The following is a 25,597-nucleotide window of genomic DNA, read 5'->3' on the forward strand; positions in this document are numbered from 1 at the left end:
ACAACCGCACCGGCGAGTCGGGCGGACGGGGCCAAAACAGACCGTCCTACCGGGGCCAAATCAACCTGTCACAGCCAGGTTATCGACGTCTGTGAGCACCATTGGGGGAAATTCGTCACGCTCAGGCATGGGTTGATGATGCCCGTCAGGGGTGAAACGGGGCGGGTGCGGGGTCGTGTGACCAGGGCGTGGGGTTCGAGGCGGCCGGTGCCGGGATGGTTGGGGTGTCGGCCGACCAACAGTTGTGTTCGCTGATGCGGTGTGCATCATCGGTATGTGTCGCGGGTGATTGAGGGTTACTTTCGGTGCCCGTTTCCGTTCACGGTGATCACGTCCGCGCTGAGCGAGGAATTTGCGATCGAGGTCGGTGGCCACCACGCCGCGATCACGCTGCCGTCCGCGGACGGAGTGACGCCCGATCACATTGCGTTGACTGAGCCCGACTGGTTCTACCGTGAGGCCGAAGTCCCGCAGAGCCGGCTTGCGGGTGTCGATCCGTTTTGGGGGACCGCCGCCTTGTGGCGGGCAGACAACACTCCATTTGCGGTGCACATCGACAGGTTTCGGTTATGTATCGAGGTCGATTCCGATGGCGCGGGCAGCTCGCGGGTGGCGCGGGAGGTCGCGGAAGCGATGCCAGCGTGGTGGCTCACGGTTGGCGGCTGGGTGGAGGTCCTCTACGAGCAGGATCTGTCACGGCTCGGACCAGTCGATCCGGGTGTTCACTTCAACGGGACCACGTTGTGGACCAAGCTCGACCACGTCGACGAGGGCTTGTCGCGGGTGGATTCGACCTTGGGGCGGTACAACATGATCCGCTACACGCCAGTCGACGCCGCCGGGTTGCGGCGCTGTATCGCGCTCGGGCAGAAATCCGGGCGGCCGCCAGATGAGTGGCTGGTGATCCGGGACGCGCGGTCGTTCTTCAACGGCTACGACTTTCGTCGTGCGGTGCTCGACGCTGGCCTGGCCGCCGAGCTGGCCGTAACACGGCTGATCACCGCCCGACTCACCCAGGACGGGCTCGACGACGCGGCGATCGAGCAGACGTTGTCAGACAACCGGATGCTGGGTCGGCTCTGCCGCTACTGGATTAGCCGGGGTGGGCCGCTACCTGACGACTACTACGACCGACTCATCGCGCGACGCAATGCCGCCACGCACCAAGGAGCGGTGATCCGCCGCGACGACGCGCGCGACGCGATCGACGTCGCGACGCTGATCGTGCGGCAGGCGTTGCCGCTGCCCGATTAGGGCTGGATATCGCTATCGACTACTCACCACGCGACCATCGCAGTTTTGGCGCCGGGGGCCGCTGCGCCGCTTCTGCCCGCGCTCGTCAGGTCGCCACCACCTCCGTGGGTCCGAGTACCACCACGGAGTTGTGTCCTGCCCATTGACAGCGTCCGCTTCAGCCATTGCCCGCTCACCTCGGCTCGCGTCGGTGCGGGGAGCATGGTGTGCCGTGACCCGGCTGAGAATGTCGGCTTCCGACGCCGGATTGCGATTCATTCTGCGGTTCCGCCGAGGGCCGTCGTTAACGCCCGATCCAGACTCGTCATCGCCGCGACGAGGTCTTCAACGATCTGAAGATGCTTGGCGGCGCTGTCCTTTTCTTTTCGGGCAGCGGTCAGGGCGGCTTGGCTTGCGCTCCTCGCGGCGGCATGCGCGGCGCGCGCAACAGCAGCCAGATTCTGTGGCTTTGATGGTTGGACCGCTTCCTCGGTGAGGCCGGCGTTGCGAATGTGGTCGCGTGCGCGCGCAACCGCGGGGAGTCCAGGGTGGGCGTCGAGGAACGTGATCAGGTCGCCCCAGCGGATCAGAATCCGCCCACCGCTTTTCCGGAACGCCAGCGGCGCCTGGTGACGTTTGGTCCAATTCGTGATGGTTGTAGTGCCGAGCCCCAACATCTGCGCGAGGTGCCGCGCCGTGTACTGCTCTGAATCTTGAGGGGGCGCCACTCTGCCAATCCGTTCAACTGTGCATACTCGCGTGTCTAAGCGTCTCGCATATGTGCACATGTGACAACCTGCCGAAGTGGGCTTGCCGATGCACGTCGCAGAACCGGTAACGCCGCTACAGCTACAGATTGGGCGGTGGCTGCCGGTGCCAGGCGGGGCGATTGCCGCCGGCCACCGCGCCGACGCGTTGGTGACCATCGATGATGACGAACACGCTCGCCGACAGTCGGCCGGGATAGGGGCTGTAACGGGCCGCGGGCTCCTGTACGTGCTGTTGTCTCTTCCGTGGGGCACACCTGTGCACACTGGTGCGCTGCACGTGCGGGAGGTGGAGATTCTGCGCGCCGCACCGGCGGGGGTCGTTGATCTCGACGGAGATTGGGTGATCCGCCGGTTGCAGACTCCGCTGACGGTGGCCGCGGCGGTGGTCGAGGGCACGAACTGGCGGCGCGTCCTGGGTCGCGTGGTGCAATTCGCACCATTTTGTCAGATGGTCGCGGTGTTTCCCGCCGCACCGACCCGGTTCGGCGATGTGGCGTGGGAGGCCCGCTTCGACGGGGTCGGGGTATGGGTGCGCGACGACGGTGAGCTAGTGGAAGTGGTGCGGCCCGAACCGTTTCGGCTGCGCTGCCAAAAAGCCGCGGGATGGGCATTTCACGAAAACGCCTACCGCCGCTGGATCAGCACCACGCACCCTGTGGCGTCGTCACCCTGCCCTGAGGATCGTCCAGCTCGCACAGCAGCCGAAGCGTCAGATCCGCTTCAACTGGCGCTACCAACGGCTTGAGGCCGACGTGGCGCGTCAGCGCTTCGTTTCGGCGGTCGCTGAGATAGGCCGCGCGCTGAGCCCTCGGGCGACCGATCACTTCGGCGGCCAGGTCACCTGTGGCGTGCAGGTTGTGCTTGATCACTGCTATACGGTCGGCCTCGATGGCGTCGAGGCGGTCGGGGTCTAGGCCGCAGTCTGCGCACGTGCCCAGCGGGCGGTTGGCGAACCAGTCGGCCAGCTTGCGCGCACTGCGATGTTCCAGCAACGGCAGATAGAGCATCCCGGGCAGGCGATCAAGGGAAAAGCCGCGGGTGTTGTCGCCGGGACCGTCGGGGTGGCGGGTGGAGTGCCCGGTGCCGACCGCCACCAGGGCTGCACCGTGCGCCAATGCGTCGGTGCCCACCAGCGGATCGACCCCCAGGATCCAGAGACCGCGGTGCTGGTCGAGCAGTACACGCAGACCGGACAGTCGCTCCTTGTCGGCCAGCGGCCTTTTCGGACCGGTGAAGGTGACTGCCAACCGGCGACCGCGCGCGCTTTTCAAGCACGACAACAGCGATGAGATGCTCGCCTTCTCAAGGGCTGCGGCGTTAATCGGCACAAACGTGATCAAGCGGGGATCGGTTGCCCGTGCGGTGGTCTGCAGCAGCGCGTCGAGGACTTCCCATGCGTGGGGACGGATGTGATAGCTGGGGGTCAGCACGGCGGCCGCGCCAGTCGTGGCGGCAATGGTCGCCGCCCAAGTGTCCAGGTCGACGAGATCCAGGCCGCTGTGCAGTGCGGTGGGTTCGTCAACCGACGCGGAGCGACCACGCCAGTCACCGCTGTCGGCGATCAGAAAGGCTCCGCGGGCGGTCGCGCGCAGCCTCGCGGCTCCTGCCTGCCCGGAGTACGGGCCGGTCACCAGAGCATGACCGCTGCTGCGGGTGTGCTCGGCGGCCGTCGCCACCGCGTCGGTGCCTGGGGCGTGGGCAGCCACAAATCCCACATTCGGCACCTTCGGCTGGTCAGCCGGCGCAGCGCGCATCGCATCAACCCTTTCGTATGACCCCAACTGGGGATGCCGCAGAACACACCGGCTCCGGTGTATCACTCGCAGCCGACGTCCATTTTGGACCGCGCGTATGCCGCGCCTTTTGCAACGGAATATCTCGGCGCGTCACCGGCATCTACACGTGATCTTGCTCAGCCATATGGTTTGCATATCCGCAGTTCAATCACGGATCAGTGGTACATTTGGGGAACCTTTTACGCACGATTTACGCGGAGCTGATGGACGGTCGAGTGGTGCCGCTGCGGCGGTCGCGGGGCGTCGGCAGACCTACGCCGCCCGACACCGTGACCGCGGTCTGCGCTCGCCCGAAATGCCGCAACGAGTTCCAGCGCAACCTGACCCGAGGTCGACGCCAGCTCTACTGCACTGAGGAATGCCGACGCGAAGTCGACGCCGAACGCCGAAAGACCCGCGCCCGCCTGAGGCACTACGAAGACAACGTCGCGAAACTTCGCGCCGACAACAACACGTATGCACCCGACGGCGCCGACGCGGTGGCTGGCGCGGGCAACGCCGAGGAACTGCTGCGCACCCAGCTGGCCCGGGTGCAGGGACTACTGGTGTTCGCCGATGACGACGACCCGGTCGTGCAGCACCTCGCTGACCTGGCCACCGCGGTGGCGCAATACCTCGGCGCCGACGCCGAGGAGATCGGTTGACAGCCCAATCACCCGCAGCGGGGCGCCCACCTGGGCTGCGCCAGCGGTGGGGCTGCCTCAGCGATAACCGCCAAGACACCCGGTGGCGCCGTCGGAGTGTTGTCGGATGGCCATGCTTGACTCGAATCGATCATTCCGGGGGCGAGGGTCGGCACAATGGCCAGGTGGAGCGCGGTCGAGTCAATGAGCTGCACTACATGACGCCGATCGCCAATTTGGCATCCATCGTTCATTACGGCTTGCTGAGCCATCACCGCGCCGCTGAGGTCCCGCACGATTCCATCGCCGATCCATCGGTGCAGGGCAACCGGGTCGGCAAGCGCGTACCCAACGGGCGCCTGCTGCATGACTACGTCAACCTCTACTTCGACGCCCGCAACGCCATGATGTATCGCCGCCGAAACGTCCGATCGACGATTGCGGTGTTGCGTGTGTCGTCGGCGGTCCTCGACATGCCCGGAGTCGTGCTGTCCGACGGCAATGCCGCATCAGGTGCAACCCAGTTCCTGCCGTGCCCCGCCGGCCTGGCCGCATTGAACCAAGAGCGGGTCTACACCGACGACTGGGACCACTCCGACCCCTGGATCAAGCAGGAACAGAAGCGGCAACGCTGCGCTGAAGTGCTTGTACCCGACCGGGTGGGACCCGAACATTTCATCGGCTGCTATGTGTGTACCAACCAGGTTGTTGCCAACTGCGCCACGGTCGCGGCTGAACTCGCGGTGGAGGTGAACGCTCATGTCTTCTTCCAGTGACAACAACGTTCGGCTGGTGTCCGGCAACATTCTGGACTCATCAGCACAAACCCTGGTCAACACCGTCAATTGCGTCGGCGTGATGGGCAAAGGCATCGCCCTGGCGTTCAAACGCCGATACCCAGACATGTTCGACGACTACGTGGCACGCTGCGATCGCGGTGAGGTCCGCCTGGGCCGTCCCTACCTGTTCAAGGCTGACGACCACTGGGTCATCAACTTCCCCACCAAGAACCACTGGCGCGCAGTCTCACGACTACAAGACATCGTCGACGGCCTGGACTACCTGCAAGCCCACTACCAAGACTGGGGGATTACGTCGCTGGCCGTGCCCCCACTGGGATGCGGCAACGGCCAGCTGGAATGGAAGGTGGTAGAGCCAACCCTCGCAAGACATCTCGCGCGGCTAGACATCCCCGTCGAGCTCTATGTGCCTGCCGGCGAGTCACCCGACGTCGAGCAGCTGGCCCTCATGCCCGCCGAGCGCGCTACGACTGACCGGACCCAAGAACGGTTCGTTCCGCCCGAATGGGTGGCCATTATCGCCGTTCTCGATCGCTTGGAGCGCCAGCCACACCACTGGCCAGTCGGTCACACCATGTTCCAGAAATTGGTCTACTTCGCATCCCAGACTGGTATTCCCACCGGGCTGCAGTTCGAACGCAACAGTTACGGCCCCTTCGCGCGAACACTCAAAGGCCACATCGCCCGCCTACAGAACAACGGCCTCGCGATCGAGCAGCAGCATGGCAGGCTTTTCGAAATCCGCGTCGGCCCTACCTACCGCGATGCTGTCGAAAACTACCGCGGCCGAATGGAATCGTGGCGTGAAGCCGTGGACCGTACTGCCGATCTGATGTCACGAATGAATACCTCGACCGCCGAGGTCGCCGCGACGGTGCACTACACCGCGGCCGAACTCGCCGGCCAATACGATCGCCGCCCTACCGCCAGCGAAGTGATCGCCGGGGTCGAGCGATGGAAGGCCCGACGTAAGCCGCCGTTGGATCGCCGCGCCATAGTCGAAGCCCTGACCGTTCTTGGACTGCGCGGCTGGCTTGAGGTCGACCTCGACGAGGATGCTGAACAGCTCATCGACGAGTTCGCGGACGCCTGACCGACCCCATGCGCTAGCTGCGTGGCAGCACTGAGCTTGTAGCGGCACCGCAACGCAAGTCGTGCACTCCGGATATGCGGAGCCGACGATCACACTGATGCTTCGCCATGAGCATCGGCAAATACCGTGGCATTTTCCTGCTCAGGATGTTGTTGGTCGGTCAGCAAACCAGTGTCGGTCGGCACTCCTACTATGAGACGACGTTGTCCCGTCGGCGTTGCGGTGGATGTGCATGCAGGAAAATGGCAGTGACTGGCAGCTCCCGTCCGCGCCCGCGGAGGGGTGGACAGTCACGATTCCCACCGATGACGAGTCGATCTCGCGACGGCGGCGCGCGTTGGCGCCGATCCAGGTGCTGACCGACGTCGAGAGGAACAAGGCGCAGTACGACGGGGACTTCTGGGGCAGCTACGACTTATTCAACATCGCGCTGGCTGTGATCGATCAGGTGGCCTTGGCCATGGGAATCTCGGCTGGTCAGACATGGGATGAGGCGGTCGATTACGCCGCCGGCCAGGCGGCTCGACAAATTCCCGACGCCAGCGGCGATGAGTGGATGGCGGTGGCCGAGCGCGTAGTGGTGTCGCTGGTCACCACCGATGTACACATTGTCCCGTACGTGGTGCACGCCGAGACCGGACCGCGGTGGGTGGCGCAACGGTTCAGGCTGCTGTACGTGCATTCCGGTGGCGACGACGGCGGTGAGCATCTGCGCGCCTCCGAGCAAGCGATCAACATCTTTGTTGAAGCCCTCGATCTCGATATCGAAGCCGCACAGATCGCCAATGAAGCGCAGTTGAGTGCGTTGATCGCGCGGGGTGCGGTGGCTTCAGCGGTGCAGATAGCGCGGCACGCGCGGTACCGGTCGATCCAATACCAGGAGCGGGTCCGGCGCATCGTGGCCGACACCTTGATCAATCCTGATGCCCATGACTGGCTTGGCGATGTTCCTACCTTGCTGGAATCAGCGCTCGCGCACGTGCGGGCCAGGCTTGAAGCTGAGGCAGCGCTGATGGATGCGGTGGCCGAGCGACGTTCGGTCGTCGATGACTCGGCGCAGCTCATCGCGGCCAACCAGTTGATCGAAATCCTGCGGGAATGCCGGCATCGCCACAATGAGCTGCACCGGCACCTGATCGGCGCGCGCAGCAGACTTCGGGAGGCACTCAACGACCGGTTCGCTCGGCCGCCGCAGGCTGCCCACCGCGTCAACGTGGGGTCAGACCTACTCGGCCCGTTTCTGGCCCGCCCTATCAGCGATTGTCTGGTGGCCAGCGGGCGACTGCTCGCCGCCGTCGGCGGGGTGGGCATGCGTTGGTGGCCGGCATTGTCAACCCTCACCGACGAGTTGTGCGCCCCGCCCCGCACTCCCGACGCAGGAGAGGAGATCAGCGAACCCGAGTTCGGCGACGACGACCAGCCGCAGTGGTGGGAGCCTTACGAAGACACGACTGAGGCGTTGTTGACCAGTCTTGACACGCCAATTCGGCTCTCCCAACTCTTGACCCGCGCTCGCGAGGCCGAGGTCGCTGACTGCGACGGCCAACCGTTGGACTCTGATCTGTTGGCGGCGGCCGTTCTGCATGCCGCACATCGTGCGTGGGCAACCCATCTGTCGGGGCGCGCGGCCGGGGAACAGTTGGTTGTGGCGATGGCAACCGGCGACTTGATCGACGCCGATGGGATCCGTTCGGACGATCTGCTGCTCGTGCCGGCTGTGGTGTCTGCCGATATCGACACAGCGGCTGAGACCAGCGATGCGGGTCAGCTACTGGTTGAGGACCTCGAGGGTGCCTCCGAGGAGTTGAGTGCATGAGCTTCACTCGAGATGCCGCCGACATCGGCAGGTTGCTGGGCTGGGCGGCGCGGCCGCGAGAAACGCCGGCCCGCCACGAGGACTACCACCGGCTGGTCAGTCGCTACCGCGGCGATGCGGATTTCGCGTCCGCAGTCGACGCCGCTTTCGCCGCCGCTGGGCTGTATGTGACCGTCGATGAACGTGAGGGCGCCATTGTGGCGGCGGCGCCCGACTCACCGCTGCGGGTCACGTTGTCGGATGTGATGAAACGTGCGCAGCCCCTCCAGCGCGCGGTGGTCGGCGCGGTGATCCTCGCAATCGCTTACACGACCTACCCGGAGGCGGTGATGCTCGATGATCCCGATCGGATGGCGGTGTTCACCACCCGATCGGTGGTCGACGCTCTCGACCGTGCCGTGCAGGCCCACGCCGAAGCCGCCACCGGTGACGGCGGCGTGGATGAGGAGATGCTGGAGGCCTGGCGTGGCTGGCTGGCGCTGGCCCCGGCGCGCCCGAATGCTGCGCGCCGCTCAGGCAACGATCGGCCCGGGGTTGTCGCCAGGGTGTGCCGGCTGCTTGTCGAGGCCGGCTATCTCACGTCGCGTGGTGATGTTGATGGCGGCACATGGGTGGCGAGACCGCGGTTCCGCCACGCCGTCGCCGCACTGTGTGAGGACTCAGAGCTGTACGTGCTCGTCAACGGACTCGCAGACAACAGCGTTGAGATTACCGCTGCCGGCGGCGACCATGAGTAGCGCAGAGGCGGTGTTGCCGGTGCCACCGCTGCGGCTGCGGCGTCTACGGCTACAGGGTGTCGGACCGGACGGCGCCCGCTTCGATCCGCTGGATCTGGACTTCGCCACTGCCGCTGGCGCAGCCAGCCGAGTCCTGTTGTCCTTGACCAACACCGGCGGCAAGTCGACTCTGATCACCCTGATCTCCAGCGTGATCGTGCCCGCATCGAGAGAACAGGTCGGTAGAAAGAACCTCGGAGACTATGTGCTGACCGGTGACACGGCGCATGTGGTGTGCGAATGGGAGGACGCCTCCACCGGGGTACGCACCATCGCAGGAACGGTGATGGAATGGAAGGAGGGTCGTCGCCAACCCGGTCACAAGCAGCGATCGACGACGAACATGCACCGCGCCTGGTATCTATTCCGAACCGGCCCGGGCCTGCCCGGCATGGATGACCTCCCGTTCGTTAGCGATAGTCACCGCACCGTGTACGCGGCGTTCATCGACGCGGTCCGAGAACTGATAGCGCAGTACCCCGAGGCTCAAGGGGTGGCCCCCACCACAAACCAGAAGGACTGGGAACAGACACTGCAAGACCGCACCAGCATCGACCCGGAACTGTTCCGCTATCAGATGCGGATGAATGACTCCGAGACCGGCGCCGAGAAACTGGTGTCGTCGTTCAACTCACCCGACAACGTGGTGCGGTTCTTCATCGCCGCACTCAACGACGACCGAGACATCGCTGATTTCACCTCCAAACTCGCGGCCTACGCGGACCTGGCCGCTGACCGCCCACGCCTAGAGGCGCTGTACGGATTCAGCGTCGAGGTCGCCCCACGCATCGAACAGATCGCTGACCGAGACCAGGCAGTGGACGCGACGGAAGCGACAGCGATACGGGCCAATGCCGCCGGCTCCGATCTTGCGGGCGCACTAAAGAATCGCCTAAATCGTGATAACGCCGACCTAGTCGAACAACGTGCCGCAGTAGAGAAGGCCAGCGAAGAGCTGGGGGCGGCACGCAGAGACTACGGCCAGGTCAGCGACATCCGTCTGCAGCTGCAGCTCGAAGATGCCCGTGCGAGGGTGGTAGTCGCGAAAGAACATGAGACACAATGTGTTACCGAGGCCGAGCGGGACGGCCACGAGGTTGCTGCGTGGGAGGCGGTCGACGTCGTGATCGACATCGCGCAGCGTACCGCAGAACGCGATGAGGCCAAACTTGCCTACGACAACGCGCAAGCCGGTCTAGAACCGCTGCGCGACAACGTCACCGCGAAGGCCGCCTCCTTGGCTGGGCGACTGGATGCCCTGATCTCGCAGGCCCGTGTCGCCGCCGGCGCAGCCGAGCAACGTCAGATCGCCGCGAAGGCCATGTTGCAACAGGCGATAGATGCCGAGAAGGACGCCGACCAACGACTGCAGTCGGCTCGCCGCGAACTAACCGACATCGCCAACACGGTGCGCACCGCCGACGAAGCCACCGCTGCAGCCCAGGCCACCGGATGGCTGACGGCCGACGAATCACCCACGCAATGCCAGCGCCGCTGGCAAGACACCCGGCGCAGTGCCCGCCAGCGCGCCGAACAGGAACACGCACGAGCGCAGGAGGCCGAGCGCGCCCGCAGCGAGTGTGACATCCAGATCGGCACCGTTGACACCGAACTTGTTGAGCTGCGAAGTGTTGCGCAATCGCACCAGCGGAACTTCGACGACTACACCGCAGGCATAGACGAACTGTCGACACTCGATGCCATCGGCGCCCTGCTCGGCGGGCCGGCGCGATCCAACGGAGACGTCACGCGGGCCCGTGAATTGGCCGAGCAGGCAGCCCGCGACGCCGACCGGCGATACCACGACCACGAGACGATCGCCCGCGAGGCGCGCGAAGAACTGGCCCAGCTCGATCAAACCGGGACCGCGCCCACTGGCATCGACACAATCGCCGTCCTGGACGCACTGCGCGCCGTTGGCGCAGGGGTAGTCACCGGACTGGACTGGATTCAGCGCAACGTCGCCAACCCCGACGTGCGAGCCGAATTCATCAGAACACACCCCGACATCGGCGGCGGCGTGATCGTCTCTGACGCAAAACGATTCGACTCGGCGGTCGAGCATCTCAAACAGGCCCCACCGCGCACGCGGACCCCGGTCACAGTGACGACCCCGCCGTCCGGCATCAACGCGACAACCGATTCCGACGATCGCTCCCAGTACGTGGTGCTGCCGCACCGAGCCACCTGGGATCAGCAATGGGCCGAGGCGACCCGCGCTGAACTGGTCGACACTGCGAACAGCGAGGGTGCTGCCGCATCGCGCGCACGCGCGGCGGCCACCGCGCATCGCGAGGCCGCGGCAATGTGCGCAGCCTTCATCAACCGTTGGGATGCGACGAGCGACGATGCTCTGCAAGCCCTCGTGGCCAGTGCAACCAAAGCAGTGGAGGCGGCCGCGGAGCGGCGCCGGGGATTACTCGCCGATCGGGACACCCACGCCGCGACAGCACGTGAGGCCCGCGCCACAGTGATCACGGCGCGCGACGACGCGGCGCGCGCCGACGGACACGCATCCGAGGCGGGCCGACTTGTGACGCTGGCGGAGAGTGCTGGCGCAGCCGAAGCACGGCGTCCCGCCGCCGACGATGCACGCCGGAGCGCCGAACATGATGCGCAGATCGCCGCCGAGAACAGAGAGGAGGCCTCCAGCACCATAGCGTCCAGCGCCGAGGATCTCGCCCGGGCCAAGACCGACGGCGACAATTGGAAAAAGGAGCGCAGCGAGCTCGCGGTCGACGGTGCCCGCCCTGACCCGGGTGGCAATCTCGAAGTGTTGCGCGCGGCGTGGACAGCGGCTCGCGACGAATTGTCCACCGCAGCAGCGGGGATAGTCGAGATCGAACTACTGCGCCGTGCCGAACGCGTTCTCGGACAAGCACAGCGCCGCCGAGAGCGGGTCGACCCACCAACGTGGGCCCGCGCGGAGACGCTTGCCAGCACCACCGAGGCGTCCTCGCCGGAATCACTCATCGCCGCTCAACACCGCGCACAGCAAGTGTGGCAGGCACGCGAGCGACGACGGCTGCAGGCCGAGCATCAGCGCAGAATCGCCGAGGATGCAGTGCGTAAGGCGCAACCGGCATCCGGACACAATTACGTCGACCTCAGCAATATCCCCGAATGGAAACCGGCTACTCCACAAGACATTCCAGAGTTGCTGGTGCGATTGGAACGGCGAAACGTCGAACTGCTCGCCCGGCGCGATACCGCAGAGAAAGCAGAGACCGACGCAATCGAATTGCGCGACGCCTACGAAGCTGACGTTAAGACCATCGGCAGACTGCTGACGATGTGGCCGTACGGCGCTACCCCCACCGAGGACGTCTACACCGGTCCGGTAGACGACGCCGGCGACAGAATGGGGGCGCTCCTTGAAGCACGCAACAAAGCCGAGGAAGCCGCCCGACTGGCGCGTGAGCAATTGTCAGAGGCAGTCAACACCGCGCGGGCGATTGCCAACAGTGCGACTTGGCGCGATCTCGATGAGCCCGTACTCACGCGGATCCGGCTGTTGCGCGACGATGAACTCGTAGCCGAAGCCACTCTGCTGGGGCAGCGGGTGCGAAAGGCGGCCACCGCCGCCCGGGGCGACTTAGACGAGATGGACACCCACCGCACGATCTTGCGCGACGGCCTCGTATCCCTGTGCCGCGAACAACGCCGACTGCTGCGTGAGGTATCGCGATCTTCGCAACTGCCCGCGGGGCTGGGCGAACTCACAGGTCAGGCAGCGATCAAGATCCGATTCGACGAAGCCCCTGATGACGTTGCAGCGTCACGGCTCGCCGACCGCGTCGACGGGTGGGCCGTGGAGCTGGCTGACAACCCCAAACGCGTCGCCTCACCCGAGATCCGCACCCGCTGGCTGGCCGACGCCGTCCGCGACACCGTCGTCGACCGGTCCCGGGCAGGCGCGTGGACAGTGGAGATCCTCAAACCCCGCATCGACGGACGAGTGATGTACTGCCCACCAGAGCGCATCCCGGACGAGTTCTCCGGCGGCCAAGTCCTCACCCTGGCGGTGCTGGTGTACTGCGCGCTGTCGCGGGTCCGCGCGGCGCACCGCGCCGGCGGCGCCCGGCCACCGGGAACCTTGTTGCTGGACAACCCATTCGGCGCAGCATCGGCCGAGGCCCTGATCAAGATGCAGCATTGGCTGGCCGCACATACAGGTCTGCAGCTGGTGTGTGCCACCGGCCTCAACGACGCCAACGTCGACAAGGCGTTTTGCGGGCCTGGATCCGTGATCATCAAGCTCCGCAACGACGGCGACCTGCGCCGCAACTTGTCCTACCTCCGGCTGCGTGACCGCGTCGTCGACGGCGTCGATGTCGTTGAGGGGCTCACCTCCGGCAGGCCCGTCGATGCCGAGCGGAACTGGGTCGACGCCACGCGCTACGAAGTACTGCAATGACAGCTGCAGTGTCCAAATCCGAAATTCGCAGCTTGGCTGAAGCGCTCGTCGCCAGCGGCAAAGTCAGGGTGACCCGGCGTGAACTCACCGCTCTGTGGGCCAGGACGGCTCCTAAGCTGGTGGGCGAACCCGGCCAAGTTGCGGGTCTGGCCGCGGCACTGACCGAACTGGCCAGCGACGGAGTCATCAAGCTGCCCGCCGGGGCGTGGGATACCTCAACCTTTCCGGCCCTGCCGCGGTCGGTGAGAATTCCCGCTGCGCGGCGCGATGTTCGAGCACGCCCGTGGACACAGTTCCCGTGGTGCGGAGAGTTGGGCTGGATCGCGTCGCTGCGGACCCTGTCGAACGCGCAGTTCAATGATCTTGTCGCAGTGAATAGTTGGCTTGCAGACACCCGTGGCATCGATGTGCCCATTGTGCCTATGCGATACCGGTCAGTGCAGCTATTCGGTGACGAGAAACGGTTGGAGCGCTTGGCACGCTCGTCGCCGCTGTTTGGCCCGGGGCTACTGAACCTGGAGCTGCTTGTTTGCCGGCGCTTTCCGCCGCCACTGGCCGCCGCCGAGGTCGGATCCGGCCTGGACCTGCTGGTGGTCGAGAATAGCGATACCTACTGGGTTGCGGTTGAGGCTCTACGCAATCACTTAACCGCGCACCCCGTCGGTGTCGTCGCTTGGGGTTGCGGCAAGTCATTTCCCGCCCAAACACCCACGCTCACCATCGATGTCGCCGGCCGCGGCCCTGTCGGCGGCACCGTGTGGTACTGGGGTGACATGGATCCAGAAGGGCTTGCGATCGCCGTCGATGCCGCCACCGCGTCCACGCACCTCGGCGGACCACCCGTACGGCCCGCTACCGCACTCTGGGCAGCCATGGCCGACCGGCCAGTACAAGCCGTCGGCACCGTCACGTGGTCGGACATCGGGCGCGAATGGCTTGGGCGGGATTTGCACGCCAACTTCGCCGCGGTTCGCTCAGCGCGCGGCCGTGTCGCCCAAGAAGCGGTGCCAGCCACTGTCATCACAGAGTGGGCGGCCGCATTGCGCCCGCACCGCGGCGAGCCAGCTTGAGTCGACACACACCGCTCGTTGTCGAGCGGTCGCGAAGGCCTTTACTAGCGGGCTCTCTGGGCGGATCGTGGCTGGTGCCCGGCGAGCGGTTGATCGATGGGCGTTTCCGTCGGGCCTGGTCCACTGTGACCCGCGTCCAGATGCAATCAAGCCTGCACCCGACATCTTCGACTCAACTCTGACTGCTACGAAGCCGTTCGTTTTCTGCCTCCAATTGCTGTATCCGTGTTTCAAGTTCGGCACGAGTAGGTTTGCGGGCCGCAGGTGTCGGTGCTTGGTGCGGTGGTTTCTCAGCCGGCCTGATCGCACGGGCATCGATTACTGTCGCCGGGTCAAGGCCGCATTGCTCACATCGGACTGCGCCACAAAAGGCGGCGTGGATGGTCTTGTGACTCGAATGGGCGGTGCGCTCAACGGTGTGCCCGCAGTACAGGCGCAGATGCCAAACCATCAATTCATGTGAGGGGGTTGGTCTCAGTAACACGCCAAGCCGGGCAATCTGGGCGGGAGACAATGGTGGCATCGGACAGCACCTGCCGCAATGCATGGGCAGCGATCCTGAGACCCTGTGGCGATGGGATCCGCACGAACCGTGGGTGGCTTTGAACAGGGTCTCTTCGTCGTCGTACCGGGCACGCTCGGCGTCGGAAAAATGCATTGTGCCCTTGTTCTCGAACCGCTCCGCATCCACATACGGACGTCGGCATCCAGGGCAGGGCGCGCCCTCACGGTACTGCTCGTAACTCAGTGGTGCGACGTCGCATCGCATGGAGTCACGCACCCGCTGTCGATCCTGTTGCCGGCGTTCGTCTTTGGCTGTCACTGTGAAGGGGGCCTCGAGGTCGCCGAGGCATTCGTACGCGTCGTGGTCAGGGGCCACGGTCAGAAACTAGATCTGATGGAAGTCAATGGGATTACGTCGATGCGGCTCCGAAGAAAACACTCGCTTGGAACCGTCCGGGCCGGACACTTGTCGTGTGACGACCACGGAACATCACCCTCAGGTTGGTGAGTCATGGGCCTATCGTGCCCGCCAGATCGATGACGTCGTCGAAGTCGAGGTGCTCAAACTGGGGACACAGCGACCACCCCGGGTGCTGGTGCGGTTCGTTGACGAAAGGTTCGAGGGCCGCCAGGAGTGGGTCTCGCCGGCGCGTTTGAAGGTGCGCTGGGCCGCGGTCGACGGGTTCCGAGAACACGAGGCGCGCTGGAATCGCATCGACGAGTTGGGTATCGGCGACGATTCGGTCGGCAGAGCCGCAGAGGTGGTCTTCGAAACGCTGGTCGAGCACGATGTCGCGCGCCTGGAGTATCGGGAGTCCGGCGCTTGTCGTATCACAAAGTCGAGTCGCCTGGCCGAGATCACCGGCCTGGATGAGGTGTTGTGGACGCAATGTCCCGATGGGTTCACCGAGCGTGAGGACCTGGTGGCGCCTTGGCCGGTCACCGAAGCGATTGCGGCGGCCGCCGCGCGGCGTAACCCGACCCCGATCCTGGAGGCCGTGCAGAAAGAGGAGGGCGAGGCGCGCTATGAGGCGATCCACGGGCGTTGGTATCGCGGTAGAGGTTCCCGGCCGGACTACACCATTCCAGCCGATATCTGCATCCAGACGGACAACGAGTACTACAAGCCGCGCCGGGCGCTCCTGCGGCAATGGTGCGGCGCCGGGGCGGTCGATCGGTACGACGAGTTGGTAGAGCTGCGCAAGGAGATTCACCGCGTCGGGCAGATCGCCGAGTCCGCGATCAAGGCGCTGCGTGCGGCGGGCCGAAAGCGGGAGGCCGAGCATCTGGCCCGCCAGCTGGGAACCCCGGTGGAAATGCTGCGTCACGGCGAGTCCTAGTCACTGCGTGGGGCGCCGGTGTGCGTTCATGCCTTGGGGCATGAACGGCGCGTAGTCGTCGGGCGAAATGGTGTCGGGTTCGAGATGGCAAAGCATGTCGGGGTTGTTGATCGGGTCGATCCTGTCGGCCTCGTCGAGAGCCGATCGCTGCCACCTGCGGATCGGCTCGGCCGCCGACGCGTCAGCGCAACCGGCAAGGACGCCGTCGAGGGCGCCGGCATAGTCGCGTTGAGCCTGCGCCTGTGCGAACTGGGCGGCCTGCTCGTGCAACCGCCGCCGGTTGAGGTCGACCAGGTAGGCCTGCTTCGCGCCGAGGACTGCGGTGTCCCACTCCTGCTGTCGCCGTGCCAGATCGGCCTCGCGTTGCTGCCGCTGCGCGGCTGCTTCGGCCACCCGGCTGTCAAGTTCGGCGAACAACGCGCCCAGCTTGCTGTCCAGTGTCCAACGGCTTCGGTCCGACCAGGACCTCGTGCGGTAGTACTGGCCCAGCTGCAGTGTCAGCCGTCCCGACCCAATCTTCTTGACCTGTAAGGGGACTCGCTGCCAGGAATACTTCGCCATGCCGAGCTTCTCGTCGTCGGGCACCTCGCGGTCGACGAGTTCTTCACGGAGGCCCAGTTCGAAGGAACACCCGCTGGTGCTGATCTGGAACCGGCGGTCGTCTCGTGGATCACGGTCAAGTGTCCAGCTCCGGGATGCGCACTCGCCGGCGATGGCCTGCAGGATGCGCAACGCCCGCTCCATCGACGGCTCAGTGACCGCCATCCGGACTGCGGATCCCAGCGTGCGCACCTCGTCGCTGACCTGACTCGTTGATTGCGGCACCACCACTTGGGGTGTCAGAGCGGGCTGCGGTTCGTCGGCCTCGCGGATGAGGCGGATGACGAGATCGCCGCGATCGCGTCCGGTGTGCCGCAGCGCGAACCCCTGAGGAACCTGGTGGTCGGTAATCAGGTGGTGAATCGCCCGCCGATAGCGCGCCCGCTGACGATCGGTGGGCGACACCACCGTCAGTTGCCCGTCCCAGGTTCTGAGCTCAGCGAGGAGCTTCGTCGCGAAATCATCTGCACCCGAAATGCTCTCGGATGTTTGAAGATCGTGTTCGGGTGCGGCATCCGTGGGGAATCGGCCGTGCGAGAGGAAGAAGTCGCCCTCGGGGGTGATCGAGGCTGACCACTGCTTGCGGCGCCGATCGACTGTCACCAGCCCGCGTGCCGCCAACGCGTATGCGGTTGTCTTGTAGGTAAAGTCCCGCCAGACGCCGTCAGGGCAACCTTCTGAGATCCACGTCAGGACCTGAACCTGCCGAACGGTCAGAGGCTGGTCGCGGCGCACACGGTCAGGATCGCACTGACCGAGCCCGGCCCCGCATGTTTCTGTTTGGGATTTCGTGCGTCGACGGGCGCGCCGATTAGGTGCTGGTCAGCATGCGAACCGTCTCGATGCAATTCCTGATCGGTGGCTCGGGCCCCTCGACTCACGGTCCAAGGCCCGTCGCCGCGCAGCCGTAGCGCGGATGCCTAAGTTCGGCGGGCACGCCGTCGGCTGACCGTCGATGCCGCGGATGCCTGTGCGAGCAGATCCCGCAGTCCAGGCGCTGTGTTGTACTCATTCTGCGCGTCGCTTAAACCGAGCTTGATGTTGGCTTGGTGGACCATCATCGCGTAGCCGTCGACGTCGAAGTGGTCCTGCAAGCCTTTGTCGGTGTAAGAGAGCGTCGCGTCAGCGCGGTTCGATGCCGACGAGGAACCAATCCCGGGATTCTGGTCAGCGGCGAGGTCGCCGCGATCCGCTTTGCCGACCATCGTTAGACAATATCCGCGCGACCGACGGACAGCACGATGAGTCGGCGTGTGCCGAGATAGTCGGCTGTTATCGGTAGTAGTTGCTCCCGCATAGTTGGACGGGCACTGGTCAAGGCTGACAGAGCGGATCGTTCTCGGCGCGGTGGTTGCACATGCCGTCAAAAGGGCGACCTCGTGTTCCTGTACAGGTGATGCTAGGCCGGAGCGTGGACACCGGGACGCACCGGTTTCGCGCCGTCGGGAGAGGCCGGGGCGCTGGATAGGTGTCGCACCAGGGGTGCATCATCGAACCGGACAGCGGGCCTGTGGGGCAGCGGAGGGGAACGGGATGGCCGAAGACGTCGAGAAGTTGCGGCGCCTAGAGGGGGAGGTGCGCGCGACGGTCAAGGCGCGCACCGATCTCGAGCAGCGTTTCGCAAACCCGGAGGCACTGCGATCGGCCACGGCGCGCGCCTACCGGGACCGCGACGCGGTGACCAGCCCCCTGTTGGAGGAGGCGCGCCGCAAGGTTGCCGCCGACATCGCCGCCCTCCATGAGGAGTGGCGCCAGCCTGATCAGATCGCCCGCAACATTGAGCGGCTCGGCGCCGTGCTGGACGAGGCGCCGGTGCACATCCGGGAGCACCGCGACGCGATCGTCGACGAGCTGCCCGAGGCGTATCGGGGTCGCGCTCGAATCGCCGAGCGTCTCAGATCGGCCGGTTTGGAAAGCCTCCTTCCGGAGGAGCGTGAGTGCGATGGCCAAGGGTAAGTACAAGTCGCGCAAGCAGAATCGTGATGCGTCTCAGCTCGGCGAAGATTTGGTGCGGTTGCGCGACCAACTGGTGGAGGAACAGCGGCGGTTGGCCGAGATGCGCGAACGCTCCGAATTGGATGCTCGACTGCGTGCCGATCTCGCCGAGGCGATCGCGGCGCGCGACGCCGTGTGTGCACCGCAGTTGCAGCGGATCACGGACGACCGCGAAGTGATCCGGGCCGTCACGCGTGACCGGGCCGCGGCGAATCGGTCGATCCGGCGGCATTCGCAGAAGGTCACCGAGTGGGGGTTGCGGGAACTGGGTGCGGAGTACTTCTACGCCCTGGTTACCGGCAATCGGATGCGCTTTCTGGAGGGTGTCTATTCCACCAACCTCAAAGGTGAAGCGGTGGACACGATTCAGCGGGCGCGTGGGTTGCGGACGCGGCCACAGTTGGACTTCACCGCCGAACAAAAGAAGGCCCTTACCGATGTGGCCGCCGCGGCGGCGGGGATCGCATTGCCCGACGATGTGACCGACGTCGACGACTCGGCGTGGGACCGATACACCGAGATGGTTGCTGCGGATTCCGCCGCCTTGATCGCGTTCAGAACACCGGTGCCGTGGCTGGACATCGCCGAAGACCATGAGCATTCGGCGAGCAGGATTCTCGGCGCCAATCCGGTGACGTCGGCTGTGACCGTGACCGCGCCTGAGTCGGTGCCGACCATCACGGAGTTGTCCACTGGCTCCGCGGCGCAGCGAGACGCTGCGACGGCCGCCGGCGCGACGAAGGTTGCGGACGCTTTCATTGACACCCTGCAGCGCAACGTGTTTCTTGCCGCGGAGTCGTCGATTCCGTCTCCGGTGGCAGACGGTCCTGCCTACCCTGCCCCGGCGGACGCGGCGTCGATGCATGCCTGGTATGCGGCCTCTGCGATCGGCGCGTGGGGTCGTCATCGCACCGAGGTGAACGGGCGGGTGGCCGTCGCCTCGGCTGCAGCAGTGCCGTTCTGGCTGCCGCCTGGTCACACCATCGCTTACCTGGATTCCGAGCCGCTCTCGGGTGAGGACATCGAGGATCTGCGCATGCCGTTCCCGCAGGTCCTCGTCACATTCGCCGAGCCCGCGCGGCTTCCAGCCATTGACCCGAGTGTTCTCGACGGCGACCCGCGGATGCGCTGGATCGACCATCTGGCGGCAACCAGCAAGGTGTTGCCCGACGGCCGAGACATGTTCATCGGTGCCACCAACAGCTTTCAAGCGCCGTTGCCGACGTTGTGGGATGCGATCGCTTCCCGCGGCGCGCACATCGAGGCCGTCTTGCTGATCGCCGATTCCCACGGCCACCTGGACGACCTTTTCGCCTGGTGTGTCGCCGTTCCCTCGGCGGCCGCGGGCCGCGTCCTCGGGCGTTGGGTGATTCCGGCGTCTCGGCAGGCCACCAGTTACGGCAATCTCGTCGCTAACGCCGCAGCGGTGGCAGCGTGGGCGGACTGGCATCGTCCTGGCCATTCCCGCAGCGCCGAGGAGCAGCGTGAGGAGCCGGAAGGCAGCGACACAGGTGCCGCACGCAAGCGCGAAGACACCGTGCATGTCCTCAACGTCACCGCGACCACCCCGGTGGAGGAGCAGCCGGCGGTCAAAGGTGAGCCCACGGGTCGCACGACGGCCCCGCACCGCCGGCGCGGGCACTGGCGCCGCCAGCACTTCGGTCCCGGCCGCACCCAGACCCGCCGCGTCCGGATCGCGCCGGTGATGGTCAACGCAGGCCGCCTCGGTGCTGACCGGCCTCAAATCTATCGGCTGCCGGAACCCAAGCTGTCGGAGTCTGCGGCCATCAGTTCATAACCGCATCAGCGGGTTTGAACAAGACTGCTCGCCCGCCCCAGCGCCTGCGCAGATTCGTAACCCGGACTGCGCATAAGCCGCTGCTACTTCCGGCGGACGCCGCCAGCGACGGCCAACGCGGCGACCACGACTGACAGCAGCGTGGTGTCGCCGATGTCGGCCAGGCCCTCGACGCTGCCCGTGCGGTGCACGACGTAGAAGCACAGCCCCAGGAAAGTGCCCGCCACTGCGGCGAGCATGATGACGATCGCGATCTTCACGAACTTCAGTTGTCGACGTCGGCGCGGCCGGGGTCCGTCGGTATGGTCGCGGCGTATCGCGTCGTCGCCACCGACGTCGTCGACATCGGTGCAGTCCAGCCCGGCCGGTCCGGAGTGTTCCCGCGCGACAGGCAGTTTCATGGGGTGTCAGCCCCCTGTCTTGTTTTGTGAATCTAGTGACGGTTTCCGGGGGGATCCTGTCGCCAGATGCACAAAAGGCGCTGACCCCTCGACCGATCCCTCGGCCTGGGCGACTTCCCGAAAGTTGGCGAAAAACCGACACGAAAGCGCTTGCGCAAGCGCTTTCGCGCGGGCTAGTGTGACCCAGAACACGCGGCGCGGCCGGGCGTCGCCTGGGGCAAGGGAGTCCACACATGTTCGGAATCGCCAGCAGAAGCACCCGCACCGTCGGGGCCGTTCTCATGGCAGGCTCGTTGGTTCTCGGCGTGACCGCCTGCGGCGGCTCAGGTTCGGACAGCGTCAAGATCGGTCTGATCACTAAGACCGATTCGAACCCGTACTTCGTCAAACTTCGAGAGGCCGCCCAGGCCCAGGCCGACAAGGACGGCGCCGAGCTCATCGCGGTGGCGGGAGCATTCGACGGCGACAACGAAGGTCAGGTCTCGGCCATCGAGAACATGGTCGGCCAAGGCGTGAAAGGCATTCTGATCACCCCGAATTCGTCCACCGGCGTGCTCGATGCGATCAAGAAGGCGCGCGACGCCGGTGTCGTCGTGATCGCCCTCGACACCGCCACCGACCCCGAAGACGCAGTCGACGCCACGTTCGCTACCGATAACAAGGCCGCAGGTGTCAGCCAGGGCAAATGGGTGCGAGCCGCCCTCGGTAGCAAGCCACCGCAGGTGATCATGCTGGACGGAACCCCGGGCGGAACCGTCGACACGTTCCGCCACGACGGATTCCTCGAGGGCTTTGGCATCGCCGACAACTCGCCGGAGATCGTCGGCCGGGAGAACACCAACGGCGACCAGACCAAGGCGCAGACGGCCATGGAGAACCTGCTGCAGCGCGCACCGGGGGCGAATGCGCTCTACACCATCAACGAGCCCGCCGCCGCCGGCGCCTACCAGGCCATCCAGTCAGCCAACCGCGTCGACCAGATCACCATCGGATCGATCGACGGAAGCTGCACGGGAGTCGCCGACGTGAAAGCCGGGAAGATCGGCGCAACGGTGATGCAGTTCCCGGCGAAGATGGCCGAGCTCGGAGTGCAGGCCGTGGTCAAGTTCGCCCAGGACGGAACCAAGCCCAGCGGCTTCAACGACACCGGTTCGGAGCTCATCACGGACAAGCCGATGCCCGGCATCGAGTCCAAGGACACCGCCTGGGGCGAACAGAACTGCTGGGGCTGAAATGTCTGTGACCACAACGCCTGCCGCGACTGCGACGGAGCCGACTGCCAACCGGTTCGGTGTGGGACGCCTCCTGCGTGAGCCGCTGGTCGGTCCGCTGCTGGCGCTCATCATCGCCGTCGTCATCTTCAGCTCGATCTCCGACTCGTTCCTAAACCCGCAGAACGTGTCGCTGATCCTTCAGCAGTCGGTGGTCGTCGGCATCCTCGCGGTCGGCCAGACGCTGATCATCCTGACCGCGGGCATCGACCTGTCGATCGGCGCCATCGCCGTCTTCGGAACCATCGTGATGGCGCAACTCGCCGACGCCAGCGGACCGTTCGTGGCTCTGCTGGCGACGCTGGCCGTGTGCGTGGCCTTTGGCGCGATCAACGGCGGCCTTGTCACGACCCTGCGACTGCCACCGTTCATCGTCACGCTGGGGACGTTCACGGCGATCCTGGCGGGCACCCGCCTGCTCGCCGGCTCCGAGACCTACCGCGTGGAGCCGGGATTGCTCACCTTCCTCGGCACGTCCTTCCGCATCGGGTCGTTCTCGACGACGTACGGCGTGGTCGCGATGCTGCTGGTGTACGCCGTCATGTGGTACGCGTTATCCCAAACAGCTTGGGGCAAACACGTTTACGCCGTCGGCGGCAATCCGCAAGCCGCGGACCTGTTGGGCGTCAAGTCCGGTCGCGTGCTGCTTTCGGTCTACATCGTGACAGGCCTGATCGCCGCCATCGCCGCGTGGGCGGCGCTGGGTCGAATTCCCAACGCCGACCCGAACGCCTATCAGAACGCCAATCTCGAAACGATCACCGCGGTGGTCATCGGCGGAACCAGCTTGTTCGGTGGGCGCGGAGGCGTCGGCGGCACATTGGTGGGCATGTTGATCGTCGCTGTATTGCGCAACGGTCTCACGCAGGCCCGCGTCGACAGCCTCTATCAGAACATCGCCACTGGGATCCTGGTGATCGTCGCGGTCGCGGTGGATCAGTTCGCGCGCAGGAGATCACGATGACGACCGCAAAGAACGGGGCGCCGGTTCTCGAAGCGCGCGGGCTGGTCAAGAGATACGGCAACGTCACCGCGATCAACGGCGCCGACTTCGAACTCCGCGAGCGCGAGGTTCTCGCGGTCGTCGGCGACAACGGCGCCGGAAAGTCAAGTCTGATCAAGGCTTTGGCCGGGGCGATCGTTCCCGACTCCGGCCAGATCCTGATGAACGGAAAACCCGTGTCGTTCAGGAACACCCGCGACGCCAGAGCGGCCGGAATCGAAACGGTGTACCAGGATCTGGCGGTCGTAGCGGCGCTCGACATCGCGTCGAATCTCTACCTCGGTCGCGAGATCCGCCGTAAAGGCTTTGCGGGCAGCCTGTTTCGCCGACTGGACATGCCGGCGATGCGTCGCGACGCGTCACTACACCTCGCCGACCTGAAGATCGGGATCAAATCCGTCACCCAGGCGGTGGAGACGTTGTCCGGTGGGCAACGTCAGGGTGTCGCGGTGGCAAGGGCCGCCGCGTTCGGCCGCGGCGTGATCATCATGGACGAGCCGACAGCCGCCCTCGGCGTGCGCGAGTCGGGCCAGGTGATCGAGCTGATCAAGTCCATCCGCGACCGCGGCATCCCCGTGGTGCTCATCAGCCACGACATGCCGCACGTCTTCGAGGTGGCCGACCGGATTCACATCCATCGGCTCGGGCAACGCGCCGGAGTCGTCGACCCGAAGAAGCGCTCGATGTCCGAGGTCGTCGCGCTCATGACCGGCGCAGAGGAGCCGACGGATGAGGAACGCGCCGGTCTCTGACAGACCCCCGGTCGGGGTCTTCGTCGGCTTGGCCACACTCGACGTGATCCACCGCATCGCCAAACCGCCTGCGGTGAACGAGAAGATCACGTCGACCGCGCAGTTCGTCGCCGCGGGCGGACCGGCGGCGAACGCGGCCGTCACCTTCGCGGCGCTGGGTGGCAAAGCGATCCTCGTGACGGCCCTCGGTGCGGATCCGATCGCCAGTCTGGTCCACGCCGACCTCGCCGAGCATGACGTCAGCGTCGTCGACGTGGCCGCAGGAACGAAACGCGCGGTGCCGGTATCCGCGGTGTCGGTCATTGAATCCACGGGGGATCGGTCGGTCATCTCTCAAGACGCGGTGAACCCCGACGCGTCACCACCGGAGAACCTCGATGACCTGGTGGCCGACGCCGACGTGGTACTCGTCGACGGGCACCATCCGCTGATCGCCAGCGCGGCCGCTCGATGCGCGGCAGAACGCGGGACCACGCTTGTCGTCGACGCCGGCCGGTGGAAACCCGTGATGGCCGACATCATTCCGCACGCGACGGACATGGTGTGCTCGGATGACTTCCGAACGCCGGGCGCCGACAGCCCGGAGGCCACCGCCGCGGCGCTGCTCGAAAGCGGTGTCCCCACCATCGTCATCACGCACGGTGGTGAGCCCGTCCAGTGGTGGTCGGGCGGCCAGTCCGGCTCGGTGCCGGTGCCACGGGTGGCCGCCGTCGACACCCTCGGCGCAGGCGACGCTTTCCACGGCGCGTATGCCTTCTACTCCACACGGGGCGACAGCGGTGTCGCCGAGCGCATCGCCCGAAGCGTGGGCGTCGCCGCACTACGGTGTTCGGTGGTCGGACCGCGGGCGTGGCTGAGAAAACTCTCCGCAGATTCGAAAGTGAGAAAGTGACCATCGAGCAGGACATGCAGGACGCCACGCTGGACCAGCTGGTCGAGTGGGCGAAGGCCCTTGTCGTTCCGGGCGAGCGCCGCATTCTCGGCCTCAGCGGAGCCCCGGCGGCCGGGAAGTCCACCGTTGCCGAACGCATCGTCACCGCGCTGGGGCCGGACACCGCCGTGCTCGTCCCGATGGACGGCTTTCATCTGGCCAACGAGGTCTTGATCGCCCTCGGCCGGCGAGACCGCAAGGGCGCGCATGACACCTTCGACGACGGCGGGTACGCCCGGTTGCTCGCGACCTTGCGCGCGCAGGGGCCGGACGACCCCGTCGTGTATGCGCCGCGGTTCCGACGCGAGATCGAAGAGCCCATCGGATCGGCGATTCCGGTCCGGTCGACGGTGCCCCTGGTCGTCACCGAAGGCAATTACCTCCTACTGGATTCCGGTGCGTGGCCCGCGGCGCGCGCCTGCATCGACGAAGTCTGGTTTCTGGCGCTCGACACCGAGGTCCGCCACGCCCGGTTGCTGCGCCGCCACGAGGCGTACGGCAAATCCCCGGAGGACGCGGCGCGGTGGGCTTTCGGGCCCGACGAGCGCAACGCTCAACTGATTGAGTCGACGGCATGTCGCGCGGACCGCATAGTGCGGCTGTCGTGA

The 25,597-nt window shown here is 65.7% G+C and carries 22 protein-coding genes; 17 read left to right on the forward strand and 5 right to left on the reverse strand.

Annotation, left to right across the window (positions count from 1 at the left end):
- Positions 1-276: 276 nt before the first annotated feature.
- The gene (locus CQY20_RS21990; RefSeq protein WP_133119103.1) at positions 277-1,254 is read left to right on the forward strand and encodes a hypothetical protein; all 978 of its coding nucleotides are present in this window, start codon (positions 277-279) and stop codon (positions 1,252-1,254) included.
- A gap of 254 nt (positions 1,255-1,508) precedes the next feature.
- On the opposite strand, the gene CQY20_RS21995 is transcribed toward CQY20_RS21990, so the two are convergent.
- Positions 1,509-1,961 carry a helix-turn-helix domain-containing protein gene (locus CQY20_RS21995; RefSeq protein ID WP_097942206.1) on the reverse strand — a complete coding sequence of 151 codons (453 nt, stop codon included), beginning with the start codon at positions 1,959-1,961 and terminating at the stop codon, positions 1,509-1,511.
- Positions 1,962-2,037: 76 nt separating this feature from the next.
- Here CQY20_RS21995 and CQY20_RS34535 point away from each other — a divergent pair, with 76 nt between their 5' ends.
- The gene (locus CQY20_RS34535; RefSeq protein ID WP_133119104.1) at positions 2,038-2,748 is read left to right on the forward strand and encodes a hypothetical protein; all 711 of its coding nucleotides are present in this window, start codon (positions 2,038-2,040) and stop codon (positions 2,746-2,748) included.
- On the opposite strand, the gene CQY20_RS22000 is transcribed toward CQY20_RS34535, so the two are convergent.
- On the reverse strand, positions 2,642-3,718 hold the full coding sequence (locus CQY20_RS22000) for a hypothetical protein (RefSeq protein WP_133119105.1): 1,077 nt from the start codon (positions 3,716-3,718) through the stop codon (positions 2,642-2,644). The two genes, CQY20_RS34535 and CQY20_RS22000, sit on opposite strands and share 107 nt — an antisense overlap.
- A gap of 284 nt (positions 3,719-4,002) precedes the next feature.
- Here CQY20_RS22000 and CQY20_RS22005 point away from each other — a divergent pair, with 284 nt between their 5' ends.
- From CQY20_RS22005 to CQY20_RS22040, 8 genes are all read left to right on the forward strand, one after another.
- On the forward strand, positions 4,003-4,443 hold the full coding sequence (locus CQY20_RS22005; protein ID WP_097942208.1) for a hypothetical protein: 441 nt from the start codon (positions 4,003-4,005) through the stop codon (positions 4,441-4,443).
- 164 nt (positions 4,444-4,607) lie between these two features.
- The gene (locus CQY20_RS22010) at positions 4,608-5,198 is read left to right on the forward strand and encodes a DUF4433 domain-containing protein (protein ID WP_097942209.1); all 591 of its coding nucleotides are present in this window, start codon (positions 4,608-4,610) and stop codon (positions 5,196-5,198) included.
- Positions 5,182-6,315 (forward strand): type II toxin-antitoxin system antitoxin DNA ADP-ribosyl glycohydrolase DarG, encoded by a 1,134-nt coding sequence (darG, locus tag CQY20_RS22015; protein WP_097942210.1) that lies wholly within the window; start codon positions 5,182-5,184, stop codon positions 6,313-6,315. Before CQY20_RS22010 ends, darG begins: the two co-directional genes overlap by 17 nt.
- A 232-nt stretch (positions 6,316-6,547) precedes the next feature.
- Entirely contained in the window at positions 6,548-8,131 is a 1,584-nt protein-coding gene (locus tag CQY20_RS22020; RefSeq protein WP_097942211.1) for a hypothetical protein, read from the forward strand.
- A complete protein-coding gene (locus tag CQY20_RS22025) occupies positions 8,128-8,868 on the forward strand; it encodes a hypothetical protein (protein ID WP_097942212.1) in 741 nt (246 codons plus the stop codon). The genes CQY20_RS22020 and CQY20_RS22025 overlap by 4 nt, the downstream gene beginning before the upstream one ends.
- Positions 8,861-13,324 (forward strand): coiled-coil domain-containing protein, encoded by a 4,464-nt coding sequence (locus CQY20_RS22030; RefSeq protein ID WP_133119106.1) that lies wholly within the window; start codon positions 8,861-8,863, stop codon positions 13,322-13,324. The genes CQY20_RS22025 and CQY20_RS22030 overlap by 8 nt, the downstream gene beginning before the upstream one ends.
- A gap of 32 nt (positions 13,325-13,356) precedes the next feature.
- Positions 13,357-14,394 (forward strand): Wadjet anti-phage system protein JetD domain-containing protein, encoded by a 1,038-nt coding sequence (locus tag CQY20_RS22035; RefSeq protein ID WP_133119107.1) that lies wholly within the window; start codon positions 13,357-13,359, stop codon positions 14,392-14,394.
- A 977-nt stretch (positions 14,395-15,371) separates the two neighbouring features.
- Entirely contained in the window at positions 15,372-16,238 is an 867-nt protein-coding gene (locus CQY20_RS22040; RefSeq protein ID WP_097942215.1) for a hypothetical protein, read from the forward strand.
- Here CQY20_RS22040 and CQY20_RS22045 read toward each other — a convergent pair whose 3' ends face one another.
- Together CQY20_RS22045 and CQY20_RS22050 are read right to left on the reverse strand one after the other, a co-directional pair.
- A complete protein-coding gene (locus CQY20_RS22045) occupies positions 16,239-17,441 on the reverse strand; it encodes a hypothetical protein (protein WP_133119108.1) in 1,203 nt (400 codons plus the stop codon). It lies immediately after the preceding gene.
- 317 nt (positions 17,442-17,758) lie between these two features.
- Positions 17,759-18,043, reverse strand: coding sequence for a hypothetical protein (locus CQY20_RS22050; RefSeq protein WP_097942217.1), 285 nt, complete (start codon positions 18,041-18,043; stop codon positions 17,759-17,761).
- Positions 18,044-18,371: 328 nt separating this feature from the next.
- Between CQY20_RS22050 and CQY20_RS22055 the strand changes: the two genes are divergently transcribed.
- Positions 18,372-18,794, forward strand: coding sequence for a hypothetical protein (locus CQY20_RS22055; RefSeq protein WP_097942218.1), 423 nt, complete (start codon positions 18,372-18,374; stop codon positions 18,792-18,794).
- Entirely contained in the window at positions 18,781-20,631 is a 1,851-nt protein-coding gene (locus CQY20_RS22060) for an AcrVA2 family anti-CRISPR protein (protein WP_097942219.1), read from the forward strand. Before CQY20_RS22055 ends, CQY20_RS22060 begins: the two co-directional genes overlap by 14 nt.
- Before the next feature lie 83 nt (positions 20,632-20,714).
- Here CQY20_RS22060 and CQY20_RS22065 read toward each other — a convergent pair whose 3' ends face one another.
- A complete protein-coding gene (locus CQY20_RS22065; RefSeq protein ID WP_097942220.1) occupies positions 20,715-21,032 on the reverse strand; it encodes a hypothetical protein in 318 nt (105 codons plus the stop codon).
- A gap of 233 nt (positions 21,033-21,265) precedes the next feature.
- On the opposite strand from CQY20_RS22065, the gene CQY20_RS22070 reads away from it, so the two are divergent.
- The 5 genes from CQY20_RS22070 to CQY20_RS22090 are packed head-to-tail and all read left to right on the forward strand — an operon-like array spanning position 21,266 to position 25,597.
- Positions 21,266-22,264 carry a substrate-binding domain-containing protein gene (locus tag CQY20_RS22070; protein ID WP_097942221.1) on the forward strand — a complete coding sequence of 333 codons (999 nt, stop codon included), beginning with the start codon at positions 21,266-21,268 and terminating at the stop codon, positions 22,262-22,264.
- Position 22,265: 1 nt separating this feature from the next.
- Positions 22,266-23,267 carry an ABC transporter permease gene (locus CQY20_RS22075; protein WP_097942222.1) on the forward strand — a complete coding sequence of 334 codons (1,002 nt, stop codon included), beginning with the start codon at positions 22,266-22,268 and terminating at the stop codon, positions 23,265-23,267.
- The gene (locus CQY20_RS22080; RefSeq protein WP_097942223.1) at positions 23,264-24,058 is read left to right on the forward strand and encodes an ATP-binding cassette domain-containing protein; all 795 of its coding nucleotides are present in this window, start codon (positions 23,264-23,266) and stop codon (positions 24,056-24,058) included. Before CQY20_RS22075 ends, CQY20_RS22080 begins: the two co-directional genes overlap by 4 nt.
- Positions 24,036-24,950 carry a PfkB family carbohydrate kinase gene (locus CQY20_RS22085; protein WP_097942224.1) on the forward strand — a complete coding sequence of 305 codons (915 nt, stop codon included), beginning with the start codon at positions 24,036-24,038 and terminating at the stop codon, positions 24,948-24,950. The genes CQY20_RS22080 and CQY20_RS22085 overlap by 23 nt, the downstream gene beginning before the upstream one ends.
- Positions 24,947-25,597, forward strand: coding sequence for a nucleoside/nucleotide kinase family protein (locus CQY20_RS22090; RefSeq protein WP_097942225.1), 651 nt, complete (start codon positions 24,947-24,949; stop codon positions 25,595-25,597). Before CQY20_RS22085 ends, CQY20_RS22090 begins: the two co-directional genes overlap by 4 nt.

This window comes from Mycolicibacterium agri (genome assembly GCF_002553505.1).
GTDB classification, from domain to species: Bacteria; Actinomycetota; Actinomycetes; order Mycobacteriales; family Mycobacteriaceae; genus Mycobacterium; species Mycobacterium agri.

Excerpts from the sequence above, each read along its gene's own strand:
- CQY20_RS22060 (WP_097942219.1), top strand. The coding sequence starts at position 18,781 with ATGGCCAAGGGTAAGTACAAGTCGCGCAAGCAGAATCGTGATGCGTCT.
- CQY20_RS22075 (WP_097942222.1), top strand. The coding sequence starts at position 22,266 with ATGTCTGTGACCACAACGCCTGCCGCGACTGCGACGGAGCCGACTGCC.
- CQY20_RS22080 (WP_097942223.1), top strand. The coding sequence starts at position 23,264 with ATGACGACCGCAAAGAACGGGGCGCCGGTTCTCGAAGCGCGCGGGCTG.
- CQY20_RS22030 (WP_133119106.1), top strand. The coding sequence starts at position 8,861 with ATGAGTAGCGCAGAGGCGGTGTTGCCGGTGCCACCGCTGCGGCTGCGG.
- CQY20_RS22070 (WP_097942221.1), top strand. The coding sequence starts at position 21,266 with ATGTTCGGAATCGCCAGCAGAAGCACCCGCACCGTCGGGGCCGTTCTC.
- CQY20_RS22055 (WP_097942218.1), top strand. The coding sequence starts at position 18,372 with ATGGCCGAAGACGTCGAGAAGTTGCGGCGCCTAGAGGGGGAGGTGCGC.
- CQY20_RS22025 (WP_097942212.1), top strand. The coding sequence starts at position 8,128 with ATGAGCTTCACTCGAGATGCCGCCGACATCGGCAGGTTGCTGGGCTGG.
- CQY20_RS22085 (WP_097942224.1), top strand. The coding sequence starts at position 24,036 with ATGAGGAACGCGCCGGTCTCTGACAGACCCCCGGTCGGGGTCTTCGTC.
- CQY20_RS22050 (WP_097942217.1), bottom strand. The coding sequence starts at position 18,043 with ATGGTCGGCAAAGCGGATCGCGGCGACCTCGCCGCTGACCAGAATCCC.
- darG (WP_097942210.1), top strand. The coding sequence starts at position 5,182 with ATGTCTTCTTCCAGTGACAACAACGTTCGGCTGGTGTCCGGCAACATT.
- CQY20_RS22005 (WP_097942208.1), top strand. The coding sequence starts at position 4,003 with ATGGACGGTCGAGTGGTGCCGCTGCGGCGGTCGCGGGGCGTCGGCAGA.
- CQY20_RS22020 (WP_097942211.1), top strand. The coding sequence starts at position 6,548 with ATGCAGGAAAATGGCAGTGACTGGCAGCTCCCGTCCGCGCCCGCGGAG.
- CQY20_RS22065 (WP_097942220.1), bottom strand. The coding sequence starts at position 21,032 with ATGAAACTGCCTGTCGCGCGGGAACACTCCGGACCGGCCGGGCTGGAC.